This window comes from Amylibacter sp. IMCC11727, assembly GCF_029854195.1.
GTDB lineage: Bacteria > Pseudomonadota > Alphaproteobacteria > Rhodobacterales > Rhodobacteraceae > Amylibacter.
The window spans coordinates 2,563,149-2,584,513 of sequence record NZ_CP122960.1; the positions used below are offsets into that span (position 1 = coordinate 2,563,149).

19 protein-coding genes are annotated in these 21,365 nt (G+C 53.9%); 7 read left to right on the top strand and 12 right to left on the bottom strand.

Annotated features, from left to right (window positions below; all coding sequences use genetic code 11):
- Positions 1 to 176 precede the first annotated feature (176 nt).
- On the bottom strand, positions 177 to 1,826 hold the full coding sequence (groL, locus tag QBD29_RS12985) for a chaperonin GroEL (RefSeq protein WP_280100970.1): 1,650 nt from the start codon (positions 1,824 to 1,826) through the stop codon (positions 177 to 179).
- Between the two features lie 31 nt (positions 1,827 to 1,857).
- Positions 1,858 to 2,145: a co-chaperone GroES gene (locus QBD29_RS12990; protein ID WP_280098516.1), complete on the bottom strand. Its 288-nt coding sequence runs from the start codon at positions 2,143 to 2,145 to the stop codon at positions 1,858 to 1,860.
- Positions 2,146 to 2,395: 250 nt separating this feature from the next.
- Here QBD29_RS12990 and QBD29_RS12995 point away from each other — a divergent pair, with 250 nt between their 5' ends.
- The 3 genes from QBD29_RS12995 (at position 2,396) to QBD29_RS13005 (ending at position 6,604) form a co-directional block, all read left to right on the top strand.
- Positions 2,396 to 3,739 (top strand): MFS transporter, encoded by a 1,344-nt coding sequence (locus QBD29_RS12995; protein ID WP_280098517.1) that lies wholly within the window; start codon positions 2,396 to 2,398, stop codon positions 3,737 to 3,739.
- A gap of 103 nt (positions 3,740 to 3,842) precedes the next feature.
- The gene (locus QBD29_RS13000; protein ID WP_280098518.1) at positions 3,843 to 5,912 is read left to right on the top strand and encodes a YjbH domain-containing protein; all 2,070 of its coding nucleotides are present in this window, start codon (positions 3,843 to 3,845) and stop codon (positions 5,910 to 5,912) included.
- Complete coding sequence (locus QBD29_RS13005; RefSeq protein ID WP_280098519.1) at positions 5,912 to 6,604, top strand: YjbF family lipoprotein; 693 nt, start codon at positions 5,912 to 5,914, stop codon at positions 6,602 to 6,604. The genes QBD29_RS13000 and QBD29_RS13005 overlap by 1 nt, the downstream gene beginning before the upstream one ends.
- A gap of 163 nt (positions 6,605 to 6,767) precedes the next feature.
- On the opposite strand, the gene QBD29_RS13010 is transcribed toward QBD29_RS13005, so the two are convergent.
- From QBD29_RS13010 to dctP, 3 genes are read right to left on the bottom strand one after another with little or no spacing between them, the layout of a single operon-like run.
- Entirely contained in the window at positions 6,768 to 8,198 is a 1,431-nt protein-coding gene (locus tag QBD29_RS13010; protein WP_280098520.1) for a TRAP transporter large permease, read from the bottom strand.
- Positions 8,198 to 8,827: a TRAP transporter small permease gene (locus QBD29_RS13015; protein WP_280098521.1), complete on the bottom strand. Its 630-nt coding sequence runs from the start codon at positions 8,825 to 8,827 to the stop codon at positions 8,198 to 8,200. The genes QBD29_RS13010 and QBD29_RS13015 overlap by 1 nt, the downstream gene beginning before the upstream one ends.
- Before the next feature lie 57 nt (positions 8,828 to 8,884).
- Entirely contained in the window at positions 8,885 to 9,901 is a 1,017-nt protein-coding gene (gene dctP / locus QBD29_RS13020) for a TRAP transporter substrate-binding protein DctP (protein WP_280098522.1), read from the bottom strand.
- Between the two features lie 348 nt (positions 9,902 to 10,249).
- On the opposite strand from dctP, the gene QBD29_RS13025 reads away from it, so the two are divergent.
- On the top strand, positions 10,250 to 10,984 hold the full coding sequence (locus tag QBD29_RS13025; protein WP_280098523.1) for a M48 family metalloprotease: 735 nt from the start codon (positions 10,250 to 10,252) through the stop codon (positions 10,982 to 10,984).
- Entirely contained in the window at positions 10,978 to 11,526 is a 549-nt protein-coding gene (locus QBD29_RS13030; RefSeq protein WP_280098524.1) for a gamma-glutamylcyclotransferase, read from the top strand. The genes QBD29_RS13025 and QBD29_RS13030 overlap by 7 nt, the downstream gene beginning before the upstream one ends.
- Positions 11,527 to 11,733: 207 nt before the next feature.
- Here the strand turns inward: QBD29_RS13030 and gltX are convergent, their stop codons facing one another.
- Complete coding sequence (gene gltX / locus QBD29_RS13035; protein ID WP_280098525.1) at positions 11,734 to 13,050, bottom strand: glutamate--tRNA ligase; 1,317 nt, start codon at positions 13,048 to 13,050, stop codon at positions 11,734 to 11,736.
- A gap of 152 nt (positions 13,051 to 13,202) precedes the next feature.
- Between gltX and QBD29_RS13040 the strand changes: the two genes are divergently transcribed.
- On the top strand, positions 13,203 to 13,844 hold the full coding sequence (locus QBD29_RS13040; RefSeq protein WP_280098526.1) for a thermonuclease family protein: 642 nt from the start codon (positions 13,203 to 13,205) through the stop codon (positions 13,842 to 13,844).
- 8 nt (positions 13,845 to 13,852) lie between these two features.
- Here QBD29_RS13040 and QBD29_RS13045 read toward each other — a convergent pair whose 3' ends face one another.
- Both QBD29_RS13045 and QBD29_RS13050 read right to left on the bottom strand, forming a co-directional pair.
- Positions 13,853 to 14,311, bottom strand: coding sequence for a hypothetical protein (locus QBD29_RS13045; protein WP_280098527.1), 459 nt, complete (start codon positions 14,309 to 14,311; stop codon positions 13,853 to 13,855).
- A gap of 310 nt (positions 14,312 to 14,621) precedes the next feature.
- Positions 14,622 to 16,280 carry an NAD+ synthase gene (locus QBD29_RS13050; RefSeq protein WP_280098528.1) on the bottom strand — a complete coding sequence of 553 codons (1,659 nt, stop codon included), beginning with the start codon at positions 16,278 to 16,280 and terminating at the stop codon, positions 14,622 to 14,624.
- Positions 16,281 to 16,430: 150 nt separating this feature from the next.
- Here QBD29_RS13050 and QBD29_RS13055 point away from each other — a divergent pair, with 150 nt between their 5' ends.
- Positions 16,431 to 17,867: a 2-isopropylmalate synthase gene (locus tag QBD29_RS13055; RefSeq protein WP_280098529.1), complete on the top strand. Its 1,437-nt coding sequence runs from the start codon at positions 16,431 to 16,433 to the stop codon at positions 17,865 to 17,867.
- Between the two features lie 12 nt (positions 17,868 to 17,879).
- Here QBD29_RS13055 and QBD29_RS13060 read toward each other — a convergent pair whose 3' ends face one another.
- From QBD29_RS13060 to QBD29_RS13075, 4 genes are all read right to left on the bottom strand, one after another.
- A complete protein-coding gene (locus QBD29_RS13060) occupies positions 17,880 to 18,296 on the bottom strand; it encodes a VOC family protein (RefSeq protein ID WP_280098530.1) in 417 nt (138 codons plus the stop codon).
- Positions 18,297 to 18,559: 263 nt separating this feature from the next.
- On the bottom strand, positions 18,560 to 19,108 hold the full coding sequence (locus QBD29_RS13065; protein ID WP_280098531.1) for a PIN domain-containing protein: 549 nt from the start codon (positions 19,106 to 19,108) through the stop codon (positions 18,560 to 18,562).
- Positions 19,105 to 20,298, bottom strand: a complete 1,194-nt coding sequence (locus QBD29_RS13070) for a class I SAM-dependent rRNA methyltransferase (RefSeq protein WP_280098532.1) — start codon at positions 20,296 to 20,298, stop codon at positions 19,105 to 19,107. The genes QBD29_RS13065 and QBD29_RS13070 overlap by 4 nt, the downstream gene beginning before the upstream one ends.
- Positions 20,299 to 20,382: 84 nt before the next feature.
- Positions 20,383 to 21,069 (bottom strand): DUF6778 family protein, encoded by a 687-nt coding sequence (locus QBD29_RS13075; RefSeq protein WP_280098533.1) that lies wholly within the window; start codon positions 21,067 to 21,069, stop codon positions 20,383 to 20,385.
- Positions 21,070 to 21,365 lie beyond the last annotated feature (296 nt).

Below are 21,365 nucleotides of genomic sequence, written 5' to 3' on the forward strand. Positions count from 1 at the left end.
ATCCATCAAAGAACAAGTCAGGCGGATAAAACAAAAACGACCCCGCAGATATCTGCGAGGTCGTCTTGTTTTAAACTGAAACGTCAGTTTGACTTGATGTATCCTGCGCTCGGACTTTCTTCGAAAAGTCCTTCCGCTCAGGAAATTCGTTTGGCCCCTTAGGGCCAAACCGATTTTTACATCATGCCGCCCATGCCGCCCATGCCGCCCATGTCAGGCATGCCGCCACCAGCAGCACCACCTTCGGATGGCTTGTCAGCAACCATTGCTTCTGTTGTGATCAACAGACCAGCGATGGATGCAGCGTCTTCCAGTGCTGTACGGCACACTTTGGCAGGGTCGATAACACCGAAGGAGAACATGTCGCCATATTCTTCTGTCTGGGCGTTAAAGCCAAAGGATGTGTCGTCGCTCTCGCGGACTTTGCCCGCAACAACTGCACCGTCAACACCAGCGTTTTCAGCGATCTGACGCAGTGGCGCTTCCAATGCGCGACGCACGATGGAAATACCAGCAGTCTGGTCAGCGTTTGCGCCTTCCATGCCAGCCAAGCCTTTAACAGCCTGAACCAGTGCAACACCGCCACCAACAACAACACCTTCTTGAACAGCGGCACGTGTCGCGTTCAGGGCATCATCAACGCGGTCTTTGCGCTCTTTCACTTCAACTTCTGTGGAACCACCAACGCGGATCACAGCAACACCACCAGCCAATTTGGCCAGACGCTCTTGCAGTTTTTCACGGTCGTAGTCGGAAGTTGTTTCTTCGATCTGGCCACGGATTTGTGCAACACGGGCTTCGATCTCTGCTTTTTCGCCAGCGCCATCGATGATTGTTGTTTCATCTTTGGTGATCTGGATTTTCTTCGCAGTGCCGAGCATTTCCATGCCAACATTTTCCAACTTCATGCCGAGGTCTTCGGAAATCACTTGGCCGCCAGTCAGAACAGCGATGTCTTGCAACATGGCTTTACGACGATCGCCGAAACCAGGTGCTTTAACAGCTGCGATTTTCAGACCGCCGCGCAGTTTGTTCACAACCAAAGTTGCCAGCGCTTCGCCTTCAACATCTTCTGCAATGATGACAAGTGGCTTGCTGGATTGGATAACTGTTTCGAGCAGTGGAACCATTGGCTGCAAAGAAGACAGTTTCTTCTCGTGCAACAGGATCAACGCATCGTCGAGCTCAGTTGTCATTTTGTCTGGGTTTGTCACAAAGTATGGAGACAGGTAACCGCGGTCGAACTGCATACCTTCAACAACGTCTGTTTCTGTTTCCAGACCTTTGTTTTCTTCAACAGTGATAACGCCCTCGTTGCCCACACGCTGCATTGCGTCAGCGATTTGTGAACCGATTGCGGCTTCGCCGTTGGCAGAAATTGTACCAACTTGTGCAACTTCGTCGCTGTCTTTTACTTCGCGTGCCATGGATTTGATGGCGTCCACAACGTTAGAAACAGCAGTGTCGATACCGCGCTTCAGGTCCATTGGGTTCATGCCAGCAGCAACAGATTTCATGCCTTCTTTTACGATGGCCTGTGCCAGAACAGTCGCGGTTGTTGTACCGTCGCCTGCTGTGTCGTTTGTGCGAGAAGCAACTTCTTTCACCATCTGCGCGCCCATGTTTTCGAACTTGCCTTCAAGTTCGATCTCTTTGGCAACGGATACACCATCTTTGGTGATGCGCGGTGCGCCAAAGGATTTGTCCAAAACAACGTTACGGCCTTTTGGGCCCAGCGTTACTTTTACAGCATCAGCCAGAACATTCACGCCTTCCAGCATGCGGTTCCGTGCGTCGGTGCCGAATTTTACGTCTTTTGCAGCCATTTTCATGTGCTCCTATTCGTACGATTATAACTTAAGAAAGAAGGCCGAGGATGTCGGATTCTTTCATCATCAACAGCTCTTCGCCGTCAACTGTGACTTCCGTGCCGGACCACTTGCCAAACAACACGTTGTCGCCAGCTTTTACGGCCATCGGGATCAGTTCGCCGCTGTCTTTGCGCGCGCCTTCACCACAAGCAACTACTGTGCCCTCGGCTGGTTTCTCTTTTGCGGAATCTGGAATGATCAGACCACCAGCAGTTTTTTCGTCGCCTTCAGTGCGGCGAACCAGTACACGATCGTGCAAAGGTGTGAGTGCCATGGAGTATGCTCCTTAACTCGTTGTTTCAATTTGTCAGAGGCTGGATTTCAATCATTAGCACTCGCCTCCTCAGAGTGCTAACAGCGGGTTATTTAGGAAACGCACCGATCAGAGTCAAGCCAATAGCCACAGGATTTTCCACGCAATTTCACGCCTGCCATTGCCCTTGGGTCATCTGAAGATTTCCTTGCCAGACCGCCCGTTGCCACCCACTGTCTTTCGCAGCACGCTACATCCAAGGGGGAACACCATGTCAGCTATTCCAGCACGCATCAAAGCAGGCTACGGCATATCCGAAATCGGCGTCACAGGCATGGTGGTCTTTGGCAGCTTTTACATCTTCAGCTATATGACCAACACGCTCGGCATTCCTGTTGGCATCGCTGGCACAATCTTTCTCGCCACAAAACTCTTTGATGTCCTCACCGATCCGCTTATCGGCTACTTATCGGACCGAACCAATTCACGCCTCGGCCCGCGCCGCCCTTGGATGCTGGCAGGCGCCTTTGTCATGGGTCCCGCACTTGCCATCGCATTCTACGCGCCGTTTTCCACCGAAAGCTGGGGCGCAAATGCCGTTTGGTTCTCGGCTTTCCTCATGCTCTCCTACCTTGGCCTAACCATGATCGGCGTGCCCTTTGGCGCAATGACTGCTGAAATGACCGAAGATTACGACGAACGCACGTCTATCACCGCTTGGCGTATGTGGATCGGCACCATCGGCATTCTCTTTGGTGCCGCAGGGTATGCGATCCTAACTGGTAACTTTGGCAATCTGTCGGTCGAAGGCTACCGCATGGGTCTCATCACGATCCTTCCCCTATTGATGATTCCCACGCTCATCACAGTATTCGCCACCCGCAACGCCCCGGTTCACCGCACAACACTGGTGGAACACGGCTTTTTCGACGGGATCAAAATCGTTTGGACCTCGAAATCATTTCTCATCATCGCAGGCTCCTACATCCTGATGATCTCTATGATTACCGTGGTCACATCCAACGTAAACGCCCTGATTGAATACCTGCTTATCGAAAGCCAAGACATCCAGCCAACCCTATCCGCCATCCTCTTGTTCCCCACATTCCTGACATTGCCTCTGTGGGTTTGGCTCGGAAAACGCATGGAAAAACGCACAGGTCTGCTGATCGGCGGCATCATGTATGCCATTGGAATGGCATGTGTTTACTTCGTCGGTGTGGGCGACACGGGAATGCTGATGATCATTCTCGCCTTCATGGGTGTTGCCTATGGGGCCTATCAGATTTTCCCTTGGGCAATGCTGCCTGATGTCATTTCCGAAGCCCAGCTTAAACACGGCGGCTCGCTCGCGGGGCTGTTTAATGGCTGGTGGACCACCGCCCAAAAATTTGGCATCGCGCTCGGCCCATTTTTGGCAGGCTTAGTTCTGCAATCCGGTGGCTTTAAATCCTCCGTCGGCGGACAACTTGTCGAACAATCCGACACCGCCATTGAAACCTTGCGCATCACCATCAGCCTGCTCCCCGCTGCGGTTTTTGTGCTCGGTGTTTTGCTGATCATGGCCTACCCCATCACCCGATCCGATCAAAACAGTCGCACAGACGTCACTTAACCTTCAAAAACCCACTTTGCCGCACAATTAGCCATAGAGATATGCGCGCAAATGTGGCAAAAACCACCTCAACAAAGTCTACATGTGGTCGGGGGACCAAAAGATGGCAAAGTATTTTGTAACGGCAGCGCTGCTGGCAACAACCACGGCGGCCTTTTCGACAGGCGCATCCGCCCAATCGCTCAACCTCTATGGCAACAGTGGCTTGATCGACATGCCAAGCGCCGATCCCCAACCAGACGCGCAAATCAGCGGCACCATTGCAGGCTCCGCTTCTGACCGCAAAATCACATTGTCATTTCAACTGACCAAACGTCTGTCCGCCTCCTTTCGCTACTCCGACCTGAAAGACTGGACCATCGCAGGGGACGACAACGACCGCAGCTTTGATGTGCAATTCCAACTGTTCGAAGAAACCGACACACTGCCTGGTGTCGCCATTGGCTTGCGCGACTTTATGGGCCAAGGGGCTTACGGCGCGGAATATCTTGTGGCCACCAAAACAGTTCACCCAAAACTGAAACTGACAGGTGGTTTTGGCTGGGGCCGTCTAGGCAATTCCAGCAATATTGCTGATCTGCGCGTGGGCGCGAACGCTCAAGGCGGTGTCCCAACTGTGAAACAGTGGTTTGACGGACCCGTTGGCTTTTTCGGCGGGGCTGAATGGCAAACGCCGGTCAAAGGCCTAACCTTCAAAGCAGAATATTCTTCGGACAAATACGCCCGCGAAGTGGCCGCAGGCGCCATTGAACGCAAAAGCCCGTTTAACTTTGGCCTTGAATACAAACGCCGCGACGCCATCAGCTTTGGCCTGTATTACCTGCACGGGTCCGAAGTGGGCTTGCGCTTCTCTGCCGCGATCAACCCAAAACGCCCGCCAACCGCAGGCTCGCTTGAACGCGCACCATTGCCTGTGATTGCGCGCCCGGTCAATTATTCCACCAACACCGATTGGGCCAACCAACCCAACTTTACCACAACCGCACGAGAAAAATTCGCGGCCGTTTTAAAAGAACAGGGTTTGGCTGTCGAAGCCTTGGCCGTGAACGGTCGTTCTGCGGAACTGCGCATCCGCAACGACAAGTTTAACGCTTCTTCTCAGGCCATTGGCCGTGCGGCCCGCGCCATGTCATTTGTGCTGCCCCATTCTGTTGAAGAATTTGTCATCACCCCTGTGGTCGATGGTATCCCAGCTTCGTCTGTGGTGATCCGTCGCTCCGATCTGGAACGGCTTGAAAACGATCCGATGGGCACTGAAAAAATGCTCGCTGCCGCCAACATCCGCAGCGCCTTTGCTCTCCCCGAAGGTGGTGAATACCAACCGGGTCTCTATCCAAACTTCAGCTGGACCATCGCCCCTTATGTGTCGATCTCCTTGTTTGACGGCTCTGGTCCCGTTCGCGCCTCTGCAGGTCTTCGCGCCAGCGCGGATTACGCGATTGCGCCAGGCTTCTCACTGTCAGGTGCTGTCACCCAGCGTGTGTTTGGCAACCAAGTGGACGAAACACCACCCCCCTCTGGCCTGCCACGGGTGCGCACCGACCGCGCACTTTACAAACGCGAAGGCAAGACCGCCCTCGAACGCTTAACCGCCGATTATCTGTTTAAGCCTGCACCAGATTTTTATGGCCGCGTATCTGTTGGCTACCTCGAAAGCATGTTCGGCGGTGTTTCTACTGAACTTCTGTGGCAACCCGCCAACCAACGCTGGGGCTTGGGGGTTGATCTCAACTACGTCAAACAACGCGACTTTGATCAGCTGCTGGGCTTCCAAGACTATGACACGGTAACAGGCCATGTGTCTGCCTATTGGGCCGTGAACCGTGGCCTGACTGCGCAACTGGATGTGGGCCGCTACTTGGCAGGTGATTGGGGCGCTACTCTGTCCGTTGATCGTGTCTTTGCCAATGGCTGGCGCATGGGCGCGTATGCCACTGTCACAGATGCCGACCCATCCGCATTCGGCGATGGCAGCTTTACCAAAGGATTGCGCCTGTCTGTTCCCCTGTCATGGGGCATCGGCACACCCACACGTAAAACCTATGCCATCGACATGAACACCGAAGCCCGCGATGGCGGCGCACGTCTGAACGTCGAAAAACGGCTCTACGGTTTGGTCAGCGAATACCAACGCCCAGGGTTAGAAGCAAATTGGGCACGGTTCTGGCGGTAATGACCCCTTTGAACAAACTTCTTGCTGGGGCGCTCTGTCTCGGCCTTGCCGCCTGTTCCTCTGAAAAAGAAACGGAACCGGGCCTGGGCAAAATCGCGCTGACCATGGCGCAGGCACGTCTTAAGAAGAAAGACGTGGAACAAGCAAGCAAAGCGAAACCCACACCGGGTGTCACACGCGAACAAATGCAGGCCCTCGGCCGCCCAGTTGTCTTTGTGTCGGTGCCGCGATTTGGGTCTGGCGTCGCAGCTGTTGAATTGGCAAAGAACGGCCCCTTCCGCACTTACATGGGCGCGGATCAGGCCACCGTCACCCTGCGCTCTGGCATCGTCACCGCCACGCGCGGACTGTTCGTAGACCTGATCGCCCAAGACCTGTCCATCAATCCCGATGACCTGTTTCGCGGCAATTTCCCCAAAACCTACAGCAAAACGCAACGTCATTTGACAGGGGAAAGCACACTCATCACCCACGAATACGCCTGCGCCATTGCCCCGGCGCCTGAAACCCAAACTCTGGATGTGTTTGGCAAAACGCACACAGTGCGCCAATTCACCGAACTTTGCCGCCGCAAAGGTCGCGCGTTCCAAAACGACTATTGGGTCGATCCATCATCAAATGTTGTGTGGAAAAGCAACCAATCCGTGTCCAAAGAAGTGGGCCATGTCACCCTGCAACGGGTGGTCCAATAACCGATAGAGTGCGGGTCGTATTTCGGGCGACACAACTCAGGCCAAGGCTCGCTAAAACGGCATCCCACAGCGGCACATTTCGTTAACAAAACCTAAACGCCGACACGTCCAAATAGACGTGTCGGCGTTATCTTTTGGTTAACCTTTACGGGGTGACCGCGCTCTAACTCGCCAACCCTGGCAACCACAGCACAATCGCAGGAAACGCCACCAGCAGCGCAATGGTAATCCCATCCGCGATGAAAAAGGGTGTCACACCTTTAAACACATCCTGCACGCTCAGATCATCGCGCACACCTGCGACCACAAAACAGTTCAACCCAATGGGTGGCGTAATCAGACAAAACTCCGCCATTTTCACCACCAAAATCCCAAACCAAATGCCACACATGGGGCCAGACATGCCAAACGTGCTTTCTGCCGCCGTCACATCAATCCCCCCATTCAGCGCCATAACCGCAGGATAAGTGATAGGCAGGGTCAACAACAGCATCCCAATGGCGTCCATAAACATCCCCAGCACCGCATAGGCCAGCAGGATACAAACCAAAATCATCATCGGCGCCATATCCAGCCCCGTGATCCAATCCGAAAACGCATCGGGCAATTTGGCAAACCCCAAGAACCGCACGTAAATCAGAACGCCCCAAATGATGGTAAAGATCATGATGGTCAGCTTGGCCGTTTCCAACAGTGCCTCTTTCAACTGTTGGAATGACATTTTTCGATACATCGCCATTAAAAACACGATGAATGCACCGATGGCCCCGCCCTCTGTGGGTGTACCCCATGCCTCACCAAATGGGTTATAGACAAAGAAAATGATGATCACGACCACCGCCACAATAGGCAACGCAGGGGGCAGGCTCTCAAACCGTTCCCGCCATGTGAACCCCGAAACAGGGGGACCAACATTTTTGAACACCATTGCAATCCCGATGATCAAGCCCGCATAAACAACCGCAGAAAACATGCCGGGCACAAAGCCAGCCAACAGCAGCTTACCCACGTCCTGTTCCACAATAATCGCGTAAATCACAAGAATAGCCGAAGGCGGAATAAGCGAAGCCAGCGTGCCCCCCGCCGCAACCACACCCGCCGCGAACTGTTTGTCATAGCCGATTTTCAACATTTCTGGGATCGCAATGCGCGCAAACACCGCCGCAGTGGCCACCGATGCCCCTGAAACCGCTGCAAATCCAGCCGTGGCGAACACCGTTGAAACCGCCAACCCACCTGGCACCCATGCAATCCACCGCTTTGCCGCTTCAAACAACGCCGTTGTCAGCTTGGCATGAAACGCCAGATATCCGATCAAAATAAATACGGGGATCAGGCTCAACACCTGCGCGCTGACCTTTGATTGTGGCACGGACCCTGCGATCTGCATCGCTTTGCCCAGCGCACCATCCCAAATGTCACGCCGTTCGTTGAAAAACAGGAACTTTTCGACAGAATAATCTACCTTGTCCCAGAATATCCAAACCAGCCCCACAAATCCCGCCATGCCCGCCGCAAAGGCCACGCGCATGCCCAAGACCACCATCACCAGCATCCCCGCAGAGACCCACAAACCGATTGTTACTGGTTCCATCAGTCGTCTCCTTGAACGGCGCGTGCTTCAATGGCGGCCTGCTCTGCAACGCTCAGGGTCAAAGGCACGGCCACAGGGTTTTCCAACCCCAGCACCAAAGCCCGCGCATATCCAATGCTTTGCAAAACCAACCGCGCCACCAAAACACCAAAGGCGATAGGAACCATCAACTTGCTCGGCCACCACGGGATGTAAATATCCGTGGTGCTGTCGCGGCTGCACAAGGGCCGCGCGCAATCAAACGCGCGGTCGAAATGCTCATACGCGCCCCATGTCAGCATGGTCATCAAAATCAAAATCATCAGAACAGACAGCAGTTCAAACAACCACAGCGCCCGCCCTTTCAACGCCGACACCACCATATCCATGCGAATATGGCTGCCATCGCGCTGCACATAGGAAATCCCCATAATGGCAATGATCGGCATCGCCACCTCGATTAAATCAACATAACCAGGCAAAGGTGTGCCGAAAAACTTGCGCCCCGTTACGGAAATCGCGGCCAAAAACATCAATGAAAAAATGGCCAAGCCACTGGCCATTGCGCAAATCCGCTCCACAGGCAGCAAAGCTCTATCCAAACGACTCAAAAGACTGGAATCTTCCAGCACTGCTGCTCCGCCCGCCATGGCGCACCTCCCCAGATGGTTGTGAGCCGCCCCTTTTGGGACGGCTCGTTCCTGTGTTTAGTTTGTGGCTTTTGCGTCTGCCAAGGTTTTTACAACCAGATCATACAGCTCTTGGCCAGGCAGGCCTTGCGCTTCCATGTCTTTGATCCACGCATCACGGATTGGATCGGCCGCTTTGGCGCGGAAGGCTGCGATCTCAGACTCTGCGATCTCCACTTTGGCCACGCCTTTTTCGGCCAGAACACTATCCCACTTTTTCAGCAACTCGCCATAGTTCGCGAGGTAGTGATCCAGCGCCTCATCGACCGAGCTATCAAGGGCTGCGCGGTGCGCATCAGACAGGCCTTCATAAGCGTCAATGTTCACAACAACTGGGCAGTTCACGGTGCCTGGGTTCAGGTTTGCTGTCCACCAATCCGCTTGGTTAATCGTGCCAAAAGACAAGTGCGCGTGCTGCGCAAAAGCAACCGTATCCACCAAGCCGCCTTCCATCGCCTGATAGGCTTCGGTTGCGGTCACAGATGTGGGCACACCGCCAACTGCGGCAAAGGCTTTGCCCAAACCACCTGTGGCACGCACCCGCATCCCATCAAACTTTGCCAGCGTGTCACGTGGCTCGCCTGTACCCACCAGATTGTACTGCGGCATGGGTGATGTCATCAGCAACTTGGCATTCCACTGGGCCATTTCTTCTGTGGCCGCAGGATGCGCATAAACTGCTTTGGACACAGCCACTTCCTGCTCCAGATTTTCAACACCCAAGAACGGCAATTCTAAAACCGTCACAACACGGTTTTTGTCACGGTGATACCCCGCACAGAATTGCGCCATTTCAAACGCACCGATGGAAATACCATCAAGGTTCTCTTTGTTCTTTGACAACCCGCCATAAGACACGTTCATCGTGAACTCGCCACCCGTCTTTTCAGAGACCAGTTCGGCCAATTTTTCAATGTGCTCTGTGAATGCACGGCGCTTGCCCCAAACAGACACATTCCACTCTTCTGCAACTGATTCTGTGGCAAAGCTGGCCGCCAAAGCAGTCATTACAACGGTTTTCCAACCTAATTTCATGATTTCCTCCCAGAAATTGCGCCCCACAGTGAGGCTTGTGACAGAACGTTAGCCAATTCTGCGCCGATTCCCTATGGCGAATTTCGTAACGCTACGAAGCGCGCACGATCGTCCCCCAAAGAAGGCAAAACCGAAGTTCTTTTGTTTTTCAAATATCCAAGAAACCCTGTTGCCTCTTGTACAAACACCCGCTTGCTGCGCCTGTCGTAAATCAGCCAACCATTCCCATCATTTTCTTGCGAATTCACAGGCAAACAGTTGCTCGATTCGCCCAATACAGGTAAATGAACTTTACGACTTGGGTTTGACTTGTAATTTTGGCCCAATGCCCCAAGAACCGAGGATTTTATGCGTATTTTGATTACTTTGGCCTGTATCGGCCTCATGGCAGCCTGCACCCCAACCACAGAACAACCCTCAAAATCTCGCCCCGGCTTTACCGCTGTGCGCAGCGCCGATGCGGGCCTTGCCGCGTATTCGCGCGTGTCGAAACGTATGGAACCGCTGACCGAACAAATTTGCCGCTCTATCCACAGCGCAAAACCTCGCTCTTTTTGTGACTTTCAGGTGCGGGTCATTAACGATCCCAAACAGCCCCCGAACGCTTTTCAAAGCATCGGCAAAGATGGTCGCCCGATTATCGCGTTCAATATCAACATTTTGCGCAGCTTTAACAACGACGACGAACTGGCCTTTGTGTTCGCCCACGAGGCAGGTCACCAAATCGCCCAGCACATCGAAAAATCCCAAGCCAATGCGCTTGCGGGCGCTGTTCTTGGTGGGTTAATCGTAGCCGCTGGCGGCGGGGATGCACAGATTGGCATCGATCTCGGCGGCTCCATCGGCGGGCGCAGCTACTCCAAAAAATTCGAATTGCAGGCAGATACAATCGCCGCACACATCACGGATCGCTCTGGCTATAACGCGAAACTCGGTGCCAAGGTTTATGAACGTACAGGCGGATCATCCGCGCTTTTGGCCACGCACCCGCCGTCAAGCGAACGCATCGCCCGCGTGCAATCCACCATCCGAACCATTGACGCAGCCAAAGCCAACGGCCGCCGCGCCGCCATCACATGGTAGATAGCTTTTTCGGATATGGGTCGTTGGTGAATGCCGCCACCCATGACTATCCCAACACACGCCCCGCCACATTGCGCGGCTGGCGGCGCGTGTGGGTGCAATCGAGCACACGTAACATTGCGTTTTTATCGGTGAAACCCGATTCTCTCAGCATGATTTCAGGCCTTATCGCAGATATCGGCGATGTGGGCTGGGACATTTTGGACCAACGCGAAGCGGCCTATGATCGCCAAATCCTGCAGACCGAGGGCTTTGAAGGCGTCACGCTCTATCAAGCCAAACCCAGCGCCATGGCGCCTCTTGGCGGCGGCCAGCCAATTCTGCTCAGCTATCTCGATTGCGTGGTACAAGGGTTCCATACGGTCTATGGCATTGATGGCGTGCGCGATTTCTTTCGCTCTACAACGGGGTGGGATACACCCATCCTGAATGATCGCGCCGCACCGATTTATCCACGAGCTCAGGTGCTCAGTGACGCCGAAACGGCATGCACTGATGATCACATTAAGATGGTCGGCGCACAGGTCATCGCGAACGCTTAAAGCGGGCGGCAGCCATTCAACGCCACGCGCACCCCCCCTATCACGGCCTGAAAGTTAACAAAATCTGAATCATGACGCGTCTTACAGCACGCGTCTTACACGACGCGTTGTGAACGATGGGTCAAAAATTTACCACACATCAAAAACGCAAAACGCCGCTCCAATCGGAACGGCGTTTCACCACAATTCGAGTTTTATATCAGGGCGTTACAGCTTCACGTTTTGCAACAATGGCATCAGCTTGGACATATCTGGCCCGTGCTCCATCCCCGTCAGCGCCTTGCGCAGCGGCATGAACAACCCACGGCCCTTACGCCCAGTGGCCTCTTTCACTGCTGACGTCCACGTGCCCCAGCTGTCGCCATCCCACGGGCCCTCTGGCAACAATCCTTTGGCCGTGGCCACGAACTCCGCGTCTTCTTCTGCGATCAACGGCTCTGCCCCATCACGGCACAGCGCCCACCATTTGGCTACCTCCGCGCGGGTTGCAACGTTTTCTTTCGCCACATCCCAAAACGCAGGAGCAATTTCTGAAGGCACGCCCAATTCCGCCAGCGCCTCCCCCATATCCGCAACGGATAGGGATGCCACCGCCTTGGCTGTCAGTGGTTTCAAATCCTCAACATCAAACTTGGTCGGGGCCGCGCCAAAGGCGGACAGGTTAAACCCATCCACCAGTTCTTCCATGCTAGAACGCAATTCAATCGGTTCAGAAGAGCCAAGCCGCGCCATCATCGACACCAGCGCCATCGGCTCAATCCCTGCTTCGCGCAAATCACGCAACGCCAACGTACCGAGCCGTTTCGACAGCGCCTCACCTTGCGGCCCCGTCAGCAGCGAATGATGCGCAAAGGATGGAACAGACCCGCCCAGCGCCTCAATAATCTGGATTTGTGTCGCTGTGTTGGTCACATGATCGGACCCGCGAACCACATGGGTGATCCCGAAATCAATATCGTCACAGACAGACGCCAGCGTGTACAAAAACTGCCCATCCCCACGGATCAGCACAGGGTCAGACACAGACGCCGCATCAATGGACAAATCGCCCAATATCCCATCCGTCCATTCGATCCGTTCATGATCGAGCTTGAACCGCCAATGCCCATCCCGCTCCGCCTTCAACGCCGCGCGTTCGTCGTCCGATAACGCCAGCGCAGATCGGTCATACACAGGCGGCTTGCCCATGTTCAGTTGCTTTTTACGCTTCAGGTCCAGCTCAACTGGCGTTTCAAACGCCTCGTAAAACCGCCCTTTTTCGCGCAGTTCATCCGCCGCCGCGTTGTACCGATCAAGACGTGTTGACTGTGTTTCCACGCGGTCCCACGTCAGGCCCAGCCATTCCAAATCTTCCTTGATCGCATCCGCATAGGCCTGCGTGGATCGTTCAGGATCCGTGTCATCAAGGCGTAAGATAAATTCGCCCCCCGCCTGTCGCGCGATCAAATAGTTGAACACAGCAGTCCGCAGATTTCCAACATGCAGGAAACCAGTGGGAGAAGGCGCAAAACGGGTAACGGTCATGGGGCACACTCAAAGATTGGAATTTGCGCCCGTCATACTCTCCTTTCTGGCAAAGGCCAAGGCCCCCACCTTATTAACCCAATCGTAAATAAAAGGTTAAAGTTCGCATTTTGTTCTGTTAAGATTGTATTAACAAAAAACGGAGCAGTCCCATGTTACGCGTCCTTGTCGCGCTTTTAATCCTTGGCACACAGGCCACGGCGAATACCGTCCTCATTGTGGACGGCGACACCCTCGATGTGGATGGCACCCGCTATCGTATCAACGGCATCGACGCACCAGAAGCGGCACAAAAATGTAAAACCGAACGGGGCAAAGATTGGGCCTGCGGCGATGCGGCCACCAACGCGCTTTATGCGCTGACCAACGGCAAAACCGTGCGCTGCGACACGCTGGCCAAAGACGGCTATGGCCGCGACATCGCGCGGTGCTATGCCGATGGAACAGACCTCGCCGCCGCCATGGTCGATCAAGGCATGGCTTGGGCCTTCCTTAAGTTTTCCGACGAATACGAAGCGGCTCAAGAAGCCGCCAAATCAGCCAAACGCGGCATCTGGCGCGGCCCATCCGAACCCGCATGGGCCTTCCGCGCCGCCAAATGGTCCACAGCCAGCGAACAATCCCCCAACGGCTGCCCCATCAAGGGTAACATCTCCGCCAACGGCAAAATCTACCACCCGCCGTGGTCAAAGTGGTACTCGCGAACCAAGATTAACACTAGCAAAGGCGAGAGGTGGTTTTGTGATGAAGAGGAGGCGGTGAAGGCAGGGTGGCGCGCGCCGCGGTGGAAGTGAACTACTCGCTAATTTTTGGAAAAGTTATTTACAAACTCAAAAGTATCGTCACCGCGACACTGCATCGCTTTTTCTACTAGTCGAATCCATTCATTCGGTTCTTTATCTACCCAGAAAGCGATGGAAGCAGACGCAGGACTATCTTGAATCTTGGAGTCGCAATTTAAATACTTTTGCCCACTTGTGAGTTTCGCTGTTTCTAAAGCAAGTCTGTCAACTTCAGCATATCTTTTAAAGCTGCCTTCCGCTCCGTTCTCTAAATGATCTTTGGCAATAAAAAGCATACCAGGACCGTCATAATCCAAAGCGAATCTGAAGAGGAATTTCCCTCGCACCGACCCAACGGTGACTCGTTCAACTTCACGAAAGTCTATGGTCGTCGAAATACTCTTCGTTTCTTTTGCAGAAGCGAAGGCTTCACAACTTTGATTATAAGAAAGTGTCTTAGAAAGAATGAAACCTTCCAATTTGTATACAACCGAGCCACCTAACCGAAAGCTCGAAGTGTCCGCCTGCTCTAATGCCTGCGTGATCTACAATTCTTCTGCTAACAAAGACACCGAAGACGCCGTTAACCAAAGGACACAACTTAGAAATATACGCAATTCTCACTCCCTATAATTTTTTACAAAATTGTGGCGTCAAACACCAACCGCTTGGCCCAAAGGCCAAGCTAAAAATAACGCTTAGATCAGTGGCAGGGCTTTGGCCCCACAACACTTGCCACAAAACCACCCTATCAAAGCCAAAGCCCGAGAACGCTCTAAGCTCCTTCGCTTACCCGTTATCCCGCCAGCGATTAACAATCGGATACCGCCGATCCAACCAAAACGCTTTATGCGTCAACCTCGGCCCAGGCGCGGATTGAAACCGCTTATACTCCGAAATATTAACCAGATGCTCGATCCGTTTCACAGTGGCCCGATCAAACCCAGCCTCCACAATCTCCGCCACGGACCGATCCTCATCCACCAGCATCTCAAGAATAGCATCCAGCACCGCGTAATCAGGTAAGCTATCAGAGTCCTTCTGATCCTCGCGCAACTCCGCACTCGGCGGCTTTTCGATGATATTCACAGGGATCACAGCCCCCTTCGGTCCCATCATCCACTCGCGATGGTTCGCATTCCTCCAACGGCAACTCTCAAACACCCGCATTTTATAGAGGTCCTTGATCGGGTTATACCCTCCCGCCATATCGCCATAGATCGTGGCATAGCCCACCGCCACTTCGGATTTATTGCCCGTGGTCAGCACCATTTCCCCAAATTTATTCGACAGCGCCATCAGCAATAGCCCCCGCAGACGGGATTGGATGTTCTCCTCGGTCACGTCAGGCTCCAAGCCTTCAAAAAACGGCGCCATCGTGTTCGTCACCGCCGCCCGCGCCTCGCCAATGGAAATCGTATCCAGCTTCACACCCAAATTCGCCGCCAATTCCTTCGCATCATCCAGCGAGGATTGCGCGGTATATTCAGACGGCATCATCACACAGCGCACATTTTCTGGCCCCAGCGCATCCGCTGCAATGGTCGCTACAATCGCACTATCAATGCCGCCAGACAGGCCCAGAACAACCTTCTTGAACCCTGTTTTCCCCATGTAATCGCGCAGGCCCTGCGTCATCACACGGTAATCTTGCTCCCATTCGTCCACATGGGCGATCTTCTCGCCTTCAACGGCTTCCCAGCCCGCATCGCTACGCACGAAATCCACATGGGCAATCGCCTCGTCAAACAGCGGCATCTGCATGGCCAGCCGCCCGCCACGGTTCAACACAAATGACCCGCCATCAAACACCTGATCATCCTGCCCACCGACCATGTTCACATAAACCAGCGGCATATCGTTTTCGATCACGCGGGACACCATGGCAGACAACCGCCGATCAAACTTGTTGCGGTAATAAGGCGAACCATTGGGCACCACCAAAATCTCCGCCCCAGATTCCGCCAGCGCCTCTGGCACATCTTCGTGCCACGCATCCTCGCAAATCGGGTTGCCAATCCGCACCCCGTTCAAATTATACGGCCCCGCAATCGGCCCCTCGTCAAACAAGCGCCGTTCATCAAACACATGGGTGTTGGGCAATTCATGCTTGCGCAGCGTGGTCACGATTTCCCCGCCATGCAGGATGAAATAGGCGTTAAACAGCTGATCCCCCTCGATCAAGGGCGCGCCAATGCCAATGCTAGGCCCCGTATCACACTGTTTTGCCAGTTTTTCCACATGGGCCATGGCATCACGGGTAAACGCCTCGCGCAGTACCAAATCCTGCGCCTGATAGCCCGTCACAAACATCTCGGGCAGCACAACCATATCCGCACCAGCAAGGGCCGCCTCTGCATGGGCCGCGGCGGCTTTGGCAATGTTTCCTGCAAAATCCCCCACCGTCGGGTTCAACTGCGCCAGCGTCAGCCTCAGTTTGTCAGTCATGATCACGCTCCTGAAAATCTTATCCTTGTTAGACCCAAATGGCCCGAAAAGCACAAGACGCAAGAATCCTTGTCACAGAAATTCCAACGACTTACAGTTAACGCCAATCGCAAGACCGAGGGAGCGCGGCGCACCAGCCGTGGGGAAACTTTGACCAAGACCACATCGCTGATCCACGCCACAACGGCAGCTGCCCTTTTAACCTTTGCACCGGTTGCAACACTGGCCCAATCGTCCGAACAAATTGTCACCAAACAGTATGACACGGGCGGCATTTATGAGGGCACGTTCAAAGACGGCAAACAACACGGCACAGGCACATATCGCCTGCCCAACGGCTATGAATACACAGGCCAATGGGTGAACGGTGAAATCCGTGGCACGGGCGTGGCCCGATACCCCAATGGCTCCATCTATGAGGGTGAATTTGTTGACAGCAAATCCGAAGGTATCGGCAAAATCACCTACGCCGACGGCACAACATACGATGGGGAATGGAAAAACGGCAAAATTCACGGCACCGGCGTGGCAAAATTTGCCTCTGGCATCGTATACGAAGGGGAATTCCTCGCAGGGAAACGCCACGGCAAAGGGGTGATGACCTCCCCCGATGGATATCGGTATGATGGGGACTGGGTCGAAGGTAAGATGACAGGCACAGCCCTGATCACCTATCACGATGGTGCCACCTACAAGGGCCAAGTGCTCGAAGGTGTGCGCGAAGGCAAAGGGTTCTTAACCCTGCCAGACGGCCGCACCTATGAAGGGGATTTTTCCAACAACAACTTTGACGGCATTGGCGTTTACAAAGATGCGGACGGCTCTGTTTACGAAGGCCCAATGGTCCAAGGCCGCCGCAATGGTGTGGGCAAAATGACCTCTGCCAATGGCTTCATCTACGAAGGCAACTTCACCAACGACATGCGCGATGGCAAAGGCAAACTGACCAACGAAGCTGGAATTGGCTATGAAGGGGATTGGAAAAACAACGTCAAATCGGGCAAAGGCACGCAAACCTACGAAAGCGGCACAGTATACACAGGCAACTTCGCAGACAACAAGCCAAACGGCACAGGCAAAATCACCTACGCCAATGGCACCACCTACGAAGGCGAATGGGTGGACGGCAAGATTGAAGGCGAAGGCACCATTCGTGATGTGAACGGCACCGTTTATATTGGTGCACTCAAAAATGCGAAAAATCACGGCTTTGGTAAAATCATCTATGCTGATGGTCATTCGTACGAGGGCAATTGGGTCGAAGGCGTGCGCAGTGGTCAGGGCCGTGTCACCTACCCCAATGGCGCAGTGTTCGAAGGCCAGTATGTCGACAACAAACGCGAAGGCCGTGGCAAGATCACCCTACCTGATGGGTTCAGCTATGACGGCAACTGGTCCAACGGCGAAATCAATGGCGAAGGTGTCGCAACCTATGCCAACGGCGATGTCTACACCGGCAGCTTTAAAAACGGCCAACGGGAAGGCAACGGCAAAATGGTCTATGCCACGGGTGAAGAATACGATGGGTTCTGGACCGCAGGCAAACAGGCCACGCAGGAAGAGGCCGAAGCCGCCGCAGGGGAATAAGCGGTCCGCGCCTTACCCTTCGCGGCTTGGTTCATTTGGATTATCGCTAAACAGCGCGATCTTATTCCCATCAGGATCGCGCAAATATCCTACATAAAAATGCGGCCCATAGGACGCGCGAAATCCAGGCGCGCCCTCATCCACGCCGCCCGCAGCAACCGCCGCGCGGTGCAAATCACGCACGCCTTTTTGGGTATCCACATCAAACGCCACCATCCCCCCGTTACCCGCTGATGGCGTTTCCCCATTGAACGGTTTCTTAACGTAAAAATCGGGCGATACCTGTGTCTGCCCCTCTGGCACAGGTGGGATAAAACTCAGGTCCCCGTGATACCGTTCAAGGCGGTATCCAAGGGCGAGTAAAAACGCAGAATAGAACCGTTCAGCGCGGGCCATATCGCGGGCACCAACCGTGACATAAGCAATCATTTTCACGTTCCTTTCTGGGATCGGGGATGTTTGGAAGTTTATCATAAAATTGCGGGAATACACATGGGGGACAACCATACAGTTTGACGCCCTGTCGCATTGCGCAAACCCTCATCCCCTCAGCGATAAAGCCCCCACCACCTCCGCCACCAATGTCTGAACAAACCCTTAACGTCGACACGTCCAAACAAACGTGTCGACGTTTAAGTTTTGTTAACATTCAGGCCAAGAGTGTTCGGTGGTTTTCTCATGGAGCCAAACCCTTAACAGGCCACCCCTGCATCCCATTTCGCCATCCGTGGCACACCCGATTTCTGCAACATTTTACGTCGGTTAACCCGTTCACCTTTGCCCGCTTCCGCCATGGCGTGAACACGGTCAATCACCTCAGACACCACCTCAGGCTGTGCCAGTGCCAGTTCCAACAGAAATTCATCTGGATGCCGCCTGATCACACCATACTGCGCCAATACACGGGTTGGAAAATCCCCAGTGTTTGCGGTCAGCAGCTCGTTTGCATTCCCTTCAATCGCAGCCGCCAAAACATGTCTATCGTTCTGATCTGGCAAGACAATGTCATCCTCGGCCCCATCAGCAACTGTCACATTTGCATCGCGCCAATCTGCCGTCAGCATCGCAATTTCGATGCCCGCCTCTGCGGCCACTCCATTGCGGGCCGCCGCTCGCCGCCATTCTTCAAGGATGCGTGCGGACCACAGCGGCTCAAACAATCCCGCCTTGGCACAGCCCATCAAAACACTGCGCAGAATCGACGGGTACAAAACGCAAGTGTCGATCAAAACGCGGGTCATTGCAGCCTTAAAAACAACGACTTAAGGTATGCTGATTCCGCCAAATTTGGATGCACAGGATGGTCCGCTCCGGCATAGCCCGTATGCACAATCTGCCCCACACGCCCCCCTTTTCCGATCCCACGCAAACTTGCCTGACGAAAGCTGGTAACATCCGCCGCATGAGAGCAGGAACATAGCACCAAATACCCACCAGGGCGCACCAATGCTGCCCCCATTCGCGCCACTTTTTCATAGGCCCGCAAACCCGCTTGCAGCGCAGGTTTTGCAGGGGCAAATGCAGGGGGATCACAAACCACCACATCAAAGGTTCGACCTTCGCTCGCCAGTGCCGTCATCACGTCAAACGCATCGCCTTTGCGGGTATCAAATTGCGCAGCAAAGCCAGATTTTGCCGCTCCCTCACTGGCCAAACCCAAGGCAGCCGCCGATCCATCAACGGCCAATGCAGTGGATGCACCACCCGCCAAAGCCGCCAGTGAAAACCCACCAACATGGCTGAAAACATCCAAAACATCAGCCCCTTGCGCCAAAGATGCAGCAAACGCGTGGTTCGGACGCTGATCAAAAAACAGCCCCGTTTTCTGCCCGCCAAGCACATCCGCCAAATAGGTGGCCCCATTCATTGGCACCGCAATCGGTCCATCCACAGACCCGCGAAAAACTTCGCTCTCTTCTGACAGGCCTTCCAATCCACGGGCACGGCCACTGGCGTTCTTAATGATGGTCACTTCGCCAAACACCTGCGCGATGGCCTCGGTTAATTCTCCCATCAACCCATCAATCCACGCCGCATTTGGCTGCACCACCAACACATCGCCAAACCGATCAATAATCAGCCCCGGCAGGCCATCCGCCTCGGCATGGATCAAGCGATAGAACGGCTCAGCAAACAACCGATCACGGTGATCCTTGGCAAAACTCAACTTTGCCGCCAGCCAGTCCATACCAATGGCGACACCGCGATCCCGCTCCAACACACGACAGGCAATTTTCGATGTGGGATGAAACGCCACCTGCGCCACAAAATTGCGATCCGTGTCCAGCAGATCAACAATTGTCCCCGCGGCAATCTTTTTCGTGCGCCGATCCGTGACAATCTCGTTGTCATAGGCCCATGGAAAACCATGGCGCACACGTTGGGGTGACTTGTTTGGGCGAAAGCGGATTTCTGGGCGTGGATCTGTCATAAACGCCCCATACCTGCTCTGCCCAACGGGCGAAACAAAAAACGGCCCACGTGGGGCCGTCTTTCCTGAATTCATTTAGGGGCGTTACCCTTTAACAGGTGCGCGAAGCGCCTGTTGGATTTGGGCCGCAACATGGTTCGTGATCCGAACTTTTTGCGTTTTGCCTTCGCGCATCGCACGGTATGCCTTGCTGCCACCAAAGGCTTTCAAGGACGCATCAATGCTTTGCACTGTGGTCACAGGCTGGCGCGTTTCTGCATCCAAAAGGACATAGTCAAACTGCACATTGTGCTTGCCACCCACGGTGTTACGCGCTTTTTCGGTGATCGCATGGAACATGTTCACGCGGGCCGCCATTACAACTTTGCGCGGTCCAACCAGCGCGTTTGTTCCCTTGCTCAACGCATCCGTCATGATCGCTTTTACCTGCGCACGGCGGTCCCCCAGCGGGTCTTCGCGCCAGACGATATCGGCCTTTGGCACATAAACATCCGCTTCGGACACGACCAGATATTCTGGCACGGCCACTTGCACATCGACCACTTCATACTGCGAAGCAACGCCAATGGCTGTTGTGTTCAACGATGCAACTTGGTTTTCCTGAGGGAAAAAGCTGAGCGTTTGATCTGTTTGCTGTGTTGTCGGCACAGAAGTGAAAACTGCAGATGGAGCCTCTGTCACAAGGTTCTGCGAAGCATTATTGGAAGATACACAAGCTGTCGTTGTCAGCGCGATGGCGAACAATCCAGCGATTTTACCCATACTAAACATACTGTACCTCCTTTGACCGAACTCGGTCTTTGGTTGCGATTGATGGTCCAGTTATCGCGGAGGAATGAGACGTATTTGAGGTAAATTGTGTTCTTTTGTGGGGAGTCTATGTGCCAAGCCGATGGTAAACTTCCATCAAAAACAGTCCTAAATCTATAATTTTCTTATATTTTACAGATAGTTAACTCAGAAACCGCTACAGTTTCTCAAATGTCACAATTAAGACAAATGTGGCGGCACTGTTTCTTAGGACAAAACAATGGACTCAAAAGGGCGACTCATCAGAATCGCCCTAT